Genomic DNA, 13732 nt, shown 5'->3' on the forward strand with positions numbered 1-13732 from the left:
TTAGTTTTCAAAGATCATCTCCGCCGTTCTTAGCGGCTTTAATAATATAACATTTCGCTTCATCTTATGTCAACAACTTTTTTCAAGTTTATTTCCCGAAGCGTTTTGTGTTTGTCACTGTGTGTCAGCGACGATTAATAATATATCACGAAAACATTCTTTCGGTCAACGCCTTTTCAAAACTTTTTTTGAAATAGTTTTATTAAGCATCTTAAACCCTTGCCCTGCATACAATCAAGTAACAATCTTGGACAAGGCAGGAGTGTTTGAATTGAGTCGATTATATGTGTTGCCTATTAAACGGCTGAAGCAAGTTGTCATTATTCTTGTAGCAGCCCTTGCAGCTGCAACCTTTTTTTATGTACAAAAGGCACCGCCGCTGTCGGTATTTAAAACTGAACATGGACCCCGAGCCATTTATAAAGGCGAGACTTCATCAAAACATGTCTCTCTCACTTTTAATATTGGCTGGGGGGATGAGAAGGCTGTTCCTATTTTAAATGTCCTTCGAGAGTACGGTATAAAGAACGCCACCTTCTTTCTGTCTGCTTCTTGGGCTGAGCGTCATCCTGATATCGTGAAACAAATTAGGGAGGACGGCCACCAGATCGGAAGCCTCGGCTATGCTTATAAAAATTATAGCCAGCTTGAAGATAGTGAAATCAAGCAAGATCTTGTCCGTGCACAAAATACATTTCAAAAGCTTGGACTAGATGACATTCAACTATTAAGACCGCCAACTGGACAGTTTAATGAAACAGCACTGAAAATTGCCACACAGTACGGTTATACCGTTGTTCATTACAGTATCAATTCACAGGATTGGCTGAATCCGGGTGTCGACCAGATTGTTCAGAATGTAAATGATCGAATGAAAAGCGGAGACATTGTTCTCCTTCACGCCTCAGATTCAGCAACCCAAACCGCTCAAGCCTTACCCGCTATTTTGAAACAAATAAAAGAAAAGAATTTAAAAAATGTGACGGTTGGCGAACTGATCTCCAATACGAACACAAAGTCATCAGAAGTTAAGTAGCTTTCGCTTTTGAAAACCGCGGCATCGCTAACAGCTGAAACGCATTACAGCCTAATAGCGGGAATAGCATTAAATACAGCCAGTCCTCTTCATTGACTCTGAGCGCCGGGAACCATTCTAACGACGTGATGACGACCATGAGAAACATTGCGGAAATAAATGTTTTCTTAGAGGACTGCTGCTGTTTAAAGTAAGCCACGATCAATGCAAACACACCAATAAATATAGGCAGCCACAAGTATGGAAGAAATGATTCATTTTCTCCGAAAAACAAAAATCGCAAGTAAGCTAAATCAAACAGCACAAAAATCACAAGGAACAGCTGAATGGTATTCCATAAAGAATGTGACCGGAAAATCTCTAACGCAAACCGGTGCACCGTCAAGAAGACAACAAACCCCATCTGACTAATGACACTAAAAATCATTCCTACACCAATGAACCAAAACAACACAGATGCGATCTCTAGAATTTCAAACGATATAAAAAGCTTCTGATATTTCCCCCACTCCAGCGCAAAGCCTACCACGCTTGTAATGACCGCTCCAACAGCTAGCACAGAGAAGAAAAAACGAACTAAATCCCGACTTTTCATTGAATTGATCCAACCCCTATTTTTGTTATGTATAAATTTACGTGAAACATTCATATTAAAAGTAAGACATGTAACGAAAGGAGCCACAGTATGTCAAAAGGCATCTTGCGTATAATGAGCTGTTTTCTTCTTTTATCTCTAACAGCTTGTGCTCCCAAAACCCAATCCTCATCTAATATGGACTATGACGAAACAAAAAAAATGGTCGTCGATATATTAAAGACAGATGACGGTAAAAAGGCCATTCAACAGTTATTAAATGACGAGGCAATGAATGAAGCTTTGGTAATGGATGAACAAACTGTGAAAAAAACGATAGAGAAAACACTGACTTCTGATAAAGGCAAAGAGTTCTGGAAGAAGGTCTTTGAGGATTCTAAATTTGCCGAGACTTTCGCAAAATCCATGCAGCAACAGCATGAAAGAATGTTAAAACAGTTAATGAAGGACCCTGACTATCAACAGCTGATGATGGATATTCTCAAGGATCCTGAGATGGAAAAAAAATACGGTGAACTGGTAAAAAGCAAAGAGTTTAGAAAGCACTTAGAAAAAGTCATTACGGAAACATTGAGCAGCCCTCTTTATAAGAAGAAATTCGAAGATGAGCTCAAAAAGGCAGCATCTGAAAGCGGCAGTGATTCCGGCTCGCAAGGCAGCGAAGGAAGCGATAGTTAAATATCACCCGAGTGGCGTTCATCCACTCGGGCTTTCATTATGCTTTCACTGCTAATTGTTCAATGACTTTATTCGCAATGTGTTGATACACTTCTCCTGTCGGATGACTTGCATCATAGACAGAAGGCGCGAAATCATCCTCATTCCAATCAGGCTGTCTTAAAGGAATTTGGCCAAGGACTGATACACGCAGCTCTTCAGCCAGCTTGTCCCCACCGCCTTTTCCAAAGACGTATTCCTTCTCACCTGTTTTTTTGCTTTCATAATAGCTCATATTCTCAACGACCCCGAGCACCTCATGATCTGTTTGCAGTGCCATTGCGCCTGCTCTTGCTGCAACGAAGGCAGCCGTTGGATGCGGTGTAGTGACAATGATTTCTTTACAGCTAGGCAGCATTGTATGAATATCAAGCGCTACATCTCCCGTTCCAGGCGGAAGGTCTAATAGTAAGTAATCTAATTCTCCCCACTCAACTTCGTGGAAGAAGTTATTTAACATTTTTCCAAGCATCGGTCCTCTCCAAATAACCGGTGCATTTTCTTCAACAAAAAAGCCCATTGAAATCACTTTGACACCAAAGCGCTCCACAGGAATAATTTTTTCCCCTTTAACTGTTGGTCTGACAGTGATTCCCATCATATCCGGTACACTAAAGCCATAAATATCAGCATCAATCAGCCCGACTTTTTTCCCTAGACGAGCCAGCGCTACAGCAAGGTTAACAGAAACCGTCGATTTACCAACGCCGCCCTTTCCACTCGCAATCGCTAAGAACTCAGGCGGATTTTTAGAGTTAAGCAGGGTTTCTTCCTCATCTTGTGATGGCATAAACTTTTCAAGTGTTTCCTGAGGCAGTTCCTCAAAACGAAGTCCTACTGTGTTAGCGCCTGCTGCTTTCAAGGCTTGTACGATGTCTTGCTGCAGCTTCATCTGCTCAGCAGTGCCTGTTTTAGCAATGGCCACCTTTAGGCTCACATGCTCTTTCTCAGGCTTTAGGCTGATTTCCTTGATGGCATCCAGCTCACCAAGCGGTATATGAAGGAAAGGTTCGTCCATCTTCCCAACTAGTTTTCTCACATCATCTTGTCCGATCATAGCAGAACCTCACCCTTTATTGAATTCGTTTACAATCCAAGTATATCATACATATCCTTACAATGTCTGTCCTGTTTGCCTGCGATCAAAAGGAAAAAGCCCCTTATTCAGGCGGCTCTTTTTGCTCTGTTAAATATCTTAAAATCCCTTTATAAATAGAGGCAGCAATTTGATCCTGATATTTAGGTGTTGCCAGCTGTCCAGCCTCTTTCGGGTTGGAGAGAAACCCAATTTCCACAAGAGCTCCTGGCTTTGTGACATTTTGCATTAAATAAATGCCATTAATCCGCTTCGCCTTTCGATCTGTGTTTTCAAGATTCCTGCGCAATTCATCTTGAATGAACTTCGCTGCCTTTTCATTTTCTTCATACTTTCCGTAAAAAAACGTCTGAGCCCCGCTCCATTTGTTTGATGGTATCGCATTTAAATGAATGCTTAAATAGAGATCCGCTTCAGATTCATTGATGACTTTGACGCGGTTCCTTAAATCCTCCGCTTTCTTTCGGGCATATCCCCTTGTATTCTTTGATGATAAATCAGAATCATCCTCTCGGGTCATGAGAACAAGCGCTCCCTGCTCCTGCAAATAGTCACGTATCTTCATGGATACATCCAGTGCAATCTCTTTCTCAAGCAGCTCTCCCCCTACAGCCCCTCCATCTGGACCGCCGTGACCCGGATCTAAATAGATGATCTTCCCGCTTAGAGGCAAATTCCACGATTTCCATGAATCATCATTTAGAAATTGAAACCTGAATAAGAATAAGAGGACAATAAACCCAATTAAAAACCCTGTCCACTTCAGCTTTCTTTTCATCCCTGTCCCTCCCATACACCATTATTTTATAGATATGGGACAAGGACTGGAAATATGCTTAGTGCAGCCGAAGCTTGTGTCTTTTTTCTGATTCACGAAAGCCTTCCTGCCACCACATGCTTAAAAAATCCTTTGCAAATGGATATAAACATGACATTTTCCGCTCCATACGGAACATATTTCCCCACGATTGCAAGCATCCTGCCAGCTCTTCAATCAGCTCAGCTTCCTCCTGGGAGGACCGCTTTTTGATATCGTCGAATGATTCGCCGTATTTACTCGACTCACCGTATCTCCCGCCAGCTAAGAAAGCTTCAATGGCGAAATCGATGCAGCCATCACTCATTATACCGGCTGGATCATCTGCAAATGGAAACAGCTTCTTTGTGAATTTCTCAGAAGCGGCCGTCACTTGTTGAAGAGACAATGTACGCAAAAGCTTCTTTTCAAGCGTGACATCTCGTTTTGTTTTCAGTTGATAAAATGAAAGCACTTCTGCCATGGACTGAACTCCTTTTTTCTTTGTATTGTTCGTTGGTTTGAACAAAACATGCAGTTCAGTAAAGCACCAAAATTATCCTTATGAATTTAAAACAAGATTATATTAGCATTTATCTATAACATATCTCACAAAATTACACACTATAATTTACTAAATAAATATGTTACATCTCAGATACTTAGGATAAAATCCCCTTTTTCGAAATGTAACTAAACCAAATAATAAAAAATCATAGGTAAAAACCTTAAATTTACTTTAAATCAATTGACAATTTTCCTAAAAAAAATATAATTTGGTATGTGGTTGCAAAAAAAAACATAGGAGGAAAATAATGAAAAGTAAATTTTTCGTCAAATTATCTGCATTTCTAATCATTGGAATATTATCATTAAATCTAGAGGGCACAGTAAATGCTTATTCTGATTCTTCAAAAGAATCTATCCCTCAATTAAAAGGTAACTCGATTCAATCTAATGCTTGGATGAGTAACACAAACTTTTTACAAAAACAAAGCTTTAAAGTAAGCGCAAAATTCCTAGGCAATAACCCTCCAAAAGCAAATTGGGTCAAGACTTCTTACAATATTGAAGCAAACGGTATTGGTGTATCTTTAAAAGGTGCTAGCGCCGGTTCAACTAGTGGCAACTCTCTTTCAGGGACATGGACTAATAAAAATGCATGGATTTCAGACATTGCTGGTTCTTATAAGATTTCTGGAGCACCATTAACAGGAAGCCTAAATAATACTGCAAGTTTCTTAGCTCGTGGTGTAAAACGTTCTACAACAGCTTCTATATTCCGCCTTTACTAAAATTATATATGTGTAACCACAAAAAAAGTGAATACATTTGTATTCACTTTTTAGACTGTAAAAAACTTTATCGGGGATAGATGATAAATGAAAACTTCTCAAAAAATAATCTCAATATTAATAATCTTCATATTGCTGCTCTCAATTTATTTTTTACTTTTTTATAACAAGGGAATCGAACATACGACTAAATTGTCCAATGAACTCTCCTTGGAACTGAAACAGCAACAACAACAAAGTATTCAAAATATACAATATAGTTGGAAAGATGATTCATTATTTACTCTTGTAAATGCAATTAATGGTACAGAAGATGAATATACCTCCTATTATTTCCACCAGTCTGCTTTACTTTTGAATCAACCAACCGACAACAATTACTGTAAGACAATAACAAAGAAACTGGAGGAAGAATCCTTTGCAAGAGATATAACTGATAATATGATATTTACTGGAATTGAACGAGTCTATAGAGCATATCAATCAATACAAAATTGTAAAACAGACGCAATTCCTTTATTAAAAAAACATACACAATATCTTCTTAAAGAATCCTTTTATAAAAACGGGTTTTTTTTATCTGAAGAATTTAAAGAATTCAAAAATAATCCAGATTATCAGGATGTAAAATTGCAACACACTTATATGATGCTAGCATTACTATCGAATCTAAATTTAATCGAAAAAGTGAATAAGCATAAAATAAATATGTGGGTTGATAACATTAAACCAAAGGATTTTGTTACTCTAGAAACACTCCTTGGCATATATGGATTTTTAGGGATTGATAAAAAATTTAATTTGAATAATGAAATAATTAGAAAACGAATAACTAAAAAAACTTTAGACTTTGATGACTTATTAGAGATTAACAGTTATGTGAATATCCATAAAAGTAATATGTTAAAAGCAGATAAACAGTTATTAAAATCAATATCTAATAAAATTAAATACCTATCTATTGAAGTTTCTGACATACAAAGTGAATATTTTAAACTGAATATTTTGAAGAATTTAAATGTGACTATCAATTCAAAAGAGAAAGATGCTTTCTTAAACAAATACTCAACTTTTGAATATAATAACGGTATGTTTCCAACAATTACACCATTTAACAATGCATTTACTCCAATCTTAATTGGTAAAGATCTTTCTCAATTTTCTAATGATCAAACAAAGAAAATAAATACCATCATTAGAAAACATATCGCCAAGGTGACTTTAGACGACTTATTAAAATTAGACGCATTAGAAATTTATAGTTACCTAGCACTTTTAGATCTAACTGGAGCACAACACCCAGATAATCAATTAAGTATGCAATTAAAAAAATACTTAATAAAAAAAACAAGAGAACCTATTAATGTACAAAATGTAATGAATTGGAGTTTTTATACTCGATCTCTTCTAATTTTGGAAAAGGACTTCAATAAAGACTTTCTGCCAGTGAATACAGAAGACAAAATTAACAAAATAACAAAGTATCCTGGAAATTACTTTAACGAAGAGAACAAAATAACTTCACTAATCTTTTTAGATACGTTAGCTAGAACTAATTTATATTCTACCGAATTGAAAAAACTTGAATCTGACATACGTAATGTCTCTATAAATACCAGTCTTGATATTGCAGCCTATTTAATTTACTATAAAGTATCACTAATGGAAAAATTGGATATTCAATACGATAAGAATGAAATCGCCGATCAAATAACAGTACTATATAAGAACACAGGGTACACCTTAAATGAAAAGCAAAATTTCCCTGATATGTACTCTACATATTTAATCACGAGCGTTAACAAAATGGTAATGGGGGAAAAAAATGAGTAATACAATACTAAAATTAAAAGATGTTGAGAAAACTTTTATATTGAAAAACCAGCACCTTTCAATTCTCAAAAAAGTAAATATTGAAGTTAAGGAAGGTGATTTCAGTGTAATAATGGGACCTTCCGGTTCAGGTAAAAGTACATTATTAAATTTAATGGGGCTTCTTGATAGCCCATCAGAAGGGTCTATTTGTTTAAATCAACTATTCACGACTGAACTGAATGAAAGAAGTAGAGCTAAATTAAGATCGGAGTTTATAGGTTTTATTTATCAGGAATTCAATTTATTACCTAATTTAGACGTATTAAATAACGTAACCCTTCCCTTATTGATTCATAAAAATATAAGTAAAAAGGAAAGGGAAGAACGTGCAAAAGAATTATTAAATCTAGTGGGTCTATCACACAGAATTACTCACTTTCCTAGATCATTATCTGGGGGCGAAAAACAGAGAGTTGCGATAGCAAGATCATTGATAAACAATCCCAAATTAATTCTGGCTGACGAGCCTACTGGTAATGTCGATGAAGCTAATGAAATTAAAATTATAGAACTTTTTAAAAAGTTATCTTCATCTGGAGTTGGAATTGTTATAGTTACTCACAACCCAATTTTCACGAAATATAGCGATCATTTCTACACAATGCGATCTGGAATACTTCAGGAGGATACAGTTTAAAATGAGATTAAATGATTATTTAAAACTTAGTTGGAACAACTTTTTGAGAAATGGGTTTAAAAGCATTGCGCCTATTACAATCATTACTCTTAGCATCATTATATTAAATATCATATTATCATTATTTTCAAGCATTACTGCTAGTGTAAATACTACTGTTATTGAAAATCAAAGCCTCAAACTTATAGAAATATCATCAAACTCAGAAAATGAGTTAACTTCTGGTTCTTTTAAGAAATTAAATGAAATAGATAATGTTGTAACAGCATTCCCTAAGATAGAAGCTTTTGTAGGAGTAGAATATAAAAACAGTAAGACCACGACAAATCTCGTTGGGGTTAATGATAAAGGATTAGAGTACTTTACATCCAATAAAGATAAAATGATAAACAATAATCAAATCGTAATTAATTCCTCTTTAGCAGACGAGTTAGCCTCAAATGACCAAATAAAAATTAGTTACACGGTTAAGGTAAAAGAAGGGGAAGGTATTCGGAAAACAAAAAACACTACGATTCAATCAAAGTTTGATCAGTTCTATTTAGATAACTATCCAGATGATGTATCATTAGGTAGTATTGATTTTGTAGAAAAATTTAATGCTGATTTTCTTGGTCTTCCCTTAAAAGATTACAGAAAAAATTTAACCTATGAGTTTGGAACTGTTATTGTAAATGATGTGGAAAATTTAACTCAAGTTGCTAATGATATTGAGAAATTAGGTTATGACACAGGCTATTCATTAAAAGCCTCTCAGTCTATTCCACTAGTAGCAAAAATAATTATTGCTATTGGAGGTATTATCTTAGTTGTACTATTGGTCTTCTCAGGGGTCAGTATTGCATCAGTTATTGGCCAATCTTTAAGAAATCGTTATAAAGAAATTGGAGTTATGAGAACTTTTGGTTATGAAAAGTCTCACCTTATCAAGCTATTCTCTATAGAGGTTTTATTTATATCTTTAATATCTTTTGTTATTTCTATTATTTCAAGTTTTATTATCATTGAGTTATTAAACTCTTACTTAGAAAAATCTATTGGAGTTAACTTTGATTTTTCAGTTAATATGACATGGATACAGATTTTCATTAGTTTTATTTTAATTGTATTAGTTAGTTTTATTTCAAGTTTTAGACCTATTCTTAAAGCATCTTCAATTCATATTACAGAAATTATTAGAGGTAATGATTCATGAAAAGAATTTTAAAGATTATTGCTATCTTGATCGCAATAATTTCAATTATCTATGTAGTTATGTTATTTATTCCTCAAAACACCCAGCTTCAAAACAATAGTGGAGAATCAATTAGTTATTTATCAGAAGACAAAGGTGTTCCTATGATTAATGTATTTAATTTTAATAAAGAGGAAATTATAAAAAAATTTAAAATTCAAAAAGAGAAAGATTTATATTCTTCAACAACTTATAATGAAAAGCAAAAAAAATCAGTTGTAGTAACTCAACAATTAGAGCCGTATGGATACCAGATCTTTGTTCAAGATCAGGATGAAATAAAAAAGATTGGATTAATAAAAGAACCAATACATGAAGCCATAATTATAAATAATTATCTTTATGTACTGGCATATCCTCCAAATCAGGCCAATAAAGTAACACTAAATAAATATAATATTGATAATATAGAAAAACCTATTGAATCTTGGAGTCTGAAAGGTTTACCGGAGAGAATGCTTTTTGATGAAACTTCTAACAATATATATATATTAACAATAAATAACAACACCATTTTATACTCCCTAAATACAAAAACTCAAAAGCTTCAAATGACTCAAGTTTTTGATAAAGCTTATGATTTAAATGCCTTCTTAAAAAATGGTGAATTGTGGTTGCTTCTACAAGAAGAAATAATGGACATAAATATAAAATCTCAAAAAGAAAAAAAACCGGTTAAACTTATAATGACATATAACTTTATAAAAAATAAACTTGAAAAAAAAATAGATACTACTTATCCACCTAAATTCATGCAATTTGATAATAATAAACTCTATATCATTTCGGGAACTTCTAACACTTCTTACCTAGAAATTTATAATACCAATAGCTTTAGTAAACCAAATGCTGAAGTGTTAAAATTAGATGTTGGTAATATCAATGGTTTTATGAACAAAAAATATATTTTCTCTGATAAAGGAGTCTTTAAAATACAAAATGGCACTATCAAGAGGGTTATTAAGGAGAACACCTCATCTGATATAGATTTATTAATTAATTGATTATAATTGAAGGAGCATTATATAATGAAAAAATATTTGATATTGATGTTAATGTTTATTGTTATTTTAAGCACCGGGTGCAGTAATAAAGACGCTAACGATAAACAAGAAAAAAAAGATAATTTACAGCAGCTACTAGAACATAAAGAAACACAGCTTGGAAACAACTCATCTGTTGGCTCTATAATCTCTATACTTCCAGGTGGAGACATGTATAAAGAATTTGAAATAGTAGATGGAAACAAGCTAAAAGTTGTATATGGCTTAAAAGAAAACTCATCAATAAGCGAGGAACAATTCACTGACTATTGGCTCAATAATGATACTATCAAAAAGAACTTTCTATACAATGCTTTAGCTGCCTTTATCTTAATTGAGAACTTAGATGAGGTACAATTTGAATTAGAAGGACCCAGAGAAAATAAAGTGGCTTTTAAGAGAAAGCAACTTGAAAAAAAATTACCACACTCATATATAGAATATAAAGAGAGTGAAACACTTTGGAAAAAAGATTTAGTGGATAATTTAGTTAACTCAAACAAAGCACGAAAAGACCTGTATCAAGATTTAAACTCAACAAAGGATAAATAAATTAAAATACTTTTTAAGTACCTGTGATTCCTGAAACAAAAAAGCACTTTAAGCGAAGAACTCTTTCTCTTAAAGTGTTTTTAATTTTAATAGTTCATAATAAGATTATTAAAAATATAAAATCAAATACAATTAACTAATTATCCTTGATTCGCATCAATTCGTTAAGAATCTTATATTTTAAAAATTCCTTTCCTAATCATCGCAGTAGTCTAGTATGTGTTACACCCAAAATTTTCATCAAAACATTTCATACTTATCTCTTATAAATATATAATCAATGTTTTGATGAAAACAATATCATTATTGTAACTGAAGCAACACTAGTAAAGATATTACGACCTTTGCTAAATGTTGTTTCATTACAAACATTAATTGATAGTGCACTTTTCTAAATTTCGTATGCCTTCTCTACATGCCAATACAATCAACACACCTCCTATAATGGAACGGAAACCTTATTCATTCATCAAATTACCAATTGATAGCGTTTTCATTTAAAATTTTTATCCGCTTCTTCCTCATCAAAAAGATGTTGAATTAATTGAATATCACCGTATTAAATGGAAGTTGCGCCCATGTAGATGGAATGTCTATCTAAACATCACTGCATCAGGATTCGTTTGATAAATGGATGTCAATGTATGTTCGATGTTTAAATCAACACGTCCAAAGCCCGTTTCTTTCAAACGAACACCTTTTTCAACGAGCTTGAGCAAATGCAGCAATTCTTCTTCCGATAAGCCTTAATGATTAAATTGAAAAGGCCGGCAGCTGTTCAAGCGTAGATGAGATGTCAGGGAGATGCTTAAGTCTATGTAGAGTTCACTATGCCAGCCAGCTCATTCACCCTTCTCGCAAAATAATCGAGCTTTGAAATGTCCACCCTCCGAACCGCCCCGCTTCACATTAAATCGTAAAACCTTTACCTCTTGTTGATCCAAATGAACAATCTCATCATCAGTTGCTGTAAAAGGTAATGGGTTACACCGCAAAAAGCCGTTCCCATTTCATCTAGTGCTTTTCAACAAATAGCCTTGATCAAAGCCCTGAAATAAACCTGACACAATTACTCCACCTACAATCCCCAAACAGCTGTCTATCTCCTATAATCATTCACCACATAACTTGGCGGTGTATACCTTTGGTTTTCTTGAATAGGAAAATCACAATCAATGAAATGAAAATGTACATAAAATCAAAAATCCTCATGCCCGCCCCCCTCTTCCGCTTATTTGAACTGACTATATCGATTAAAAAAGCCAGAGAATATTCGGGATGATGAATCACTTTATATCATTAAAACTTATCAATTCTTCTTTACGAACCATTCCTCTTGTAAGATGGCATAGTAAAACTCATCCCACCACTCATTTCCTTGTGGTATACATTTTTTAAAATACCCCTCTCTCCTCATCCCCAATTTCTCCATCACTCTCCACGATGGCACATTTTCAGGCTGACAAGTCGCAATGATTCGATGTAAGTTCAGAGTGTGAAAACCATGATGTAAGACAGCATACGCCGCTTCTGATGCAAAGCCCTTGTTTTGATAGGCAGGATTGAATACCCAGCCAATTTCATATGTGTGCTCACCAAAGTAAGAATGAAACACGATATGCCCGATGCAAATCTGGTCTTCTTTTAATAGAACAGCAAAATTCTTAGCTGTTTTAAGACGATTATTTTTAACAAATTCCTGCGCATTTTCTTTAGAAAAAACACCTTCCGGAATATACTTCATCACTTCCGGATCAGAAGTATATGCATAGACATCCTGCCAATCATCTTCAGCAAATGATCGAATGATACACCTTTCTGTTGTTAGATTCATATGACACCCCCATAGACTTTTTTTAAAAACAAAAACCTTGCTATGATCCTATTTTATATGTTTCCATACAGAAAAACACAAATAAAAAAGCACCAGCAGGATGCTGATGCTTTTCATATATGGTTTGTCTGTAACAAACCTTTGTAAAACGTCCATACAATATAAAATTGATTAACGTTTTGAGAACTGAGGTGCGCGACGTGCGCCTTTAAGACCGTATTTCTTACGCTCTTTCATACGAGAGTCACGAGTAAGAAGTCCAGCACGTTTAAGTGGTGTACGGTACTCAGGATCTACTTCTAGAAGTGCACGAGAGATACCGTGACGAATTGCTCCAGCTTGACCAGAGAATCCACCACCGTGAACATTTACAAGAACATCGTAGCTGTTAGCTGTTTCTGTGATGTTCAAAGGCTGTTTCACGTCTTCGATTAAAGCAGCGAATGGAATGTATTCAGTAATTTCACGATTATTAACGACGATACGGCCTTCACCTGGAACTAAGCGAACGCGCGCTACAGAACTTTTACGACGACCTGTACCGTAATATTGAACCTGTGCCAAATTGTTAACCTCCCTTATAATTAACCGCGAAGTTCGTAAACTTCAGGTTGTTGTGCTTGATGTGGATGCTCAGAACCACGGTACACATTTAATTTTTTGAACATTTGACGACCTAGTGGACCCTTTGGAAGCATACCTTTGATAGCAAGCTCCAACATTTTTTCAGGGTAGTTTGTACGCATCTCAAGAGCAGTTCTTTGTTTCAAACCACCTGGGTGCATCGTGTGACGGTAGTAAATTTTGTCCGTCAATTTCTTACCAGTTAATTCGATTTTCTCAGCATTGATGATGATCACATGATCACCTGTATCAACGTGTGGTGTATAAGTTGGTTTGTGCTTACCGCGCAAAAGTGATGCTACTTCAGTAGAAAGACGACCTAGAGTCTTGCCTGCCGCATCAACAACTAGCCATTTGCGCTCAATTGTGCTTGCGTTCGCCATTGGTGTTGTACGCAT

15 protein-coding genes and 1 pseudogene are annotated in these 13732 nt (G+C 34.9%); 8 read left to right on the forward strand and 8 right to left on the reverse strand.

All coding sequences use genetic code 11. The features are described from left to right. Window positions 1–271: 271 nt before the first annotated feature. Window positions 272–1036 (forward strand): polysaccharide deacetylase family sporulation protein PdaB, encoded by a 765-nt coding sequence (gene pdaB / locus AWT60_RS13535; RefSeq protein ID WP_218677373.1) that lies wholly within the window; start codon window positions 272–274, stop codon window positions 1034–1036. Here pdaB and AWT60_RS13540 read toward each other — a convergent pair. Beyond that, window positions 1029–1631 (reverse strand): KinB-signaling pathway activation protein, encoded by a 603-nt coding sequence (locus AWT60_RS13540; protein WP_041105692.1) that lies wholly within the window; start codon window positions 1629–1631, stop codon window positions 1029–1031. The genes pdaB and AWT60_RS13540 overlap by 8 nt on opposite strands. A gap of 90 nt (window positions 1632–1721) precedes the next feature. Between AWT60_RS13540 and gerD the strand changes: the two genes are divergently transcribed. Continuing rightward, the gene (gene gerD / locus AWT60_RS13545) at window positions 1722–2309 is read left to right on the forward strand and encodes a spore germination lipoprotein GerD (protein WP_087975190.1); all 588 of its coding nucleotides are present in this window, start codon (window positions 1722–1724) and stop codon (window positions 2307–2309) included. A gap of 37 nt (window positions 2310–2346) precedes the next feature. Here gerD and AWT60_RS13550 read toward each other — a convergent pair whose 3' ends face one another. The 3 genes from AWT60_RS13550 to AWT60_RS13560 form a co-directional block, all read right to left on the reverse strand. Further along, window positions 2347–3405: an Mrp/NBP35 family ATP-binding protein gene (locus AWT60_RS13550; RefSeq protein ID WP_024425873.1), complete on the reverse strand. Its 1059-nt coding sequence runs from the start codon at window positions 3403–3405 to the stop codon at window positions 2347–2349. A 103-nt stretch (window positions 3406–3508) separates the two neighbouring features. Further along, entirely contained in the window at window positions 3509–4222 is a 714-nt protein-coding gene (gene cwlD / locus AWT60_RS13555; protein WP_034283867.1) for an N-acetylmuramoyl-L-alanine amidase CwlD, read from the reverse strand. Window positions 4223–4280: 58 nt separating this feature from the next. Beyond that, a complete protein-coding gene (locus AWT60_RS13560; protein ID WP_044333888.1) occupies window positions 4281–4724 on the reverse strand; it encodes a DUF2521 family protein in 444 nt (147 codons plus the stop codon). 331 nt (window positions 4725–5055) lie between these two features. On the opposite strand from AWT60_RS13560, the gene AWT60_RS13565 reads away from it, so the two are divergent. The 6 genes from AWT60_RS13565 (at window position 5056) to AWT60_RS13590 (ending at window position 10876) form a co-directional block, all read left to right on the forward strand. Next, entirely contained in the window at window positions 5056–5535 is a 480-nt protein-coding gene (locus AWT60_RS13565) for a hypothetical protein (protein WP_103132736.1), read from the forward strand. An 87-nt stretch (window positions 5536–5622) separates the two neighbouring features. Beyond that, the gene (locus tag AWT60_RS13570) at window positions 5623–7368 is read left to right on the forward strand and encodes a hypothetical protein (RefSeq protein ID WP_218677374.1); all 1746 of its coding nucleotides are present in this window, start codon (window positions 5623–5625) and stop codon (window positions 7366–7368) included. Then, complete coding sequence (locus tag AWT60_RS13575) at window positions 7361–8047, forward strand: ABC transporter ATP-binding protein (RefSeq protein WP_017366463.1); 687 nt, start codon at window positions 7361–7363, stop codon at window positions 8045–8047. The genes AWT60_RS13570 and AWT60_RS13575 overlap by 8 nt, the downstream gene beginning before the upstream one ends. 1 nt (window position 8048) lies before the next feature. Beyond that, a complete protein-coding gene (locus AWT60_RS13580) occupies window positions 8049–9242 on the forward strand; it encodes an ABC transporter permease (protein WP_103132738.1) in 1194 nt (397 codons plus the stop codon). Further along, window positions 9239–10285: a hypothetical protein gene (locus AWT60_RS13585; protein ID WP_218677375.1), complete on the forward strand. Its 1047-nt coding sequence runs from the start codon at window positions 9239–9241 to the stop codon at window positions 10283–10285. The genes AWT60_RS13580 and AWT60_RS13585 overlap by 4 nt, the downstream gene beginning before the upstream one ends. 24 nt (window positions 10286–10309) lie before the next feature. Further along, window positions 10310–10876, forward strand: a complete 567-nt coding sequence (locus AWT60_RS13590; protein ID WP_218677376.1) for a DUF4825 domain-containing protein — start codon at window positions 10310–10312, stop codon at window positions 10874–10876. A 474-nt stretch (window positions 10877–11350) separates the two neighbouring features. Here AWT60_RS13590 and AWT60_RS13595 read toward each other — a convergent pair. From AWT60_RS13595 to rplM, 4 genes and pseudogenes are all read right to left on the reverse strand, one after another. Continuing rightward, a pseudogene (locus AWT60_RS13595) lies at window positions 11351–12053 on the reverse strand (amidohydrolase family protein). A gap of 132 nt (window positions 12054–12185) precedes the next feature. After that, a complete protein-coding gene (locus tag AWT60_RS13600) occupies window positions 12186–12710 on the reverse strand; it encodes a GNAT family N-acetyltransferase (protein ID WP_218677377.1) in 525 nt (174 codons plus the stop codon). Between the two features lie 171 nt (window positions 12711–12881). Then, window positions 12882–13274: a 30S ribosomal protein S9 gene (gene rpsI / locus AWT60_RS13605; RefSeq protein ID WP_007496354.1), complete on the reverse strand. Its 393-nt coding sequence runs from the start codon at window positions 13272–13274 to the stop codon at window positions 12882–12884. 20 nt (window positions 13275–13294) lie between these two features. Next, complete coding sequence (gene rplM, locus AWT60_RS13610) at window positions 13295–13732, reverse strand: 50S ribosomal protein L13 (RefSeq protein WP_003217042.1); 438 nt, start codon at window positions 13730–13732, stop codon at window positions 13295–13297.

The sequence above is a fragment of the Bacillus sp. F2HM genome (assembly GCF_019266135.1).
GTDB lineage: Bacteria > Bacillota > Bacilli > Bacillales > Bacillaceae > Bacillus > Bacillus safensis.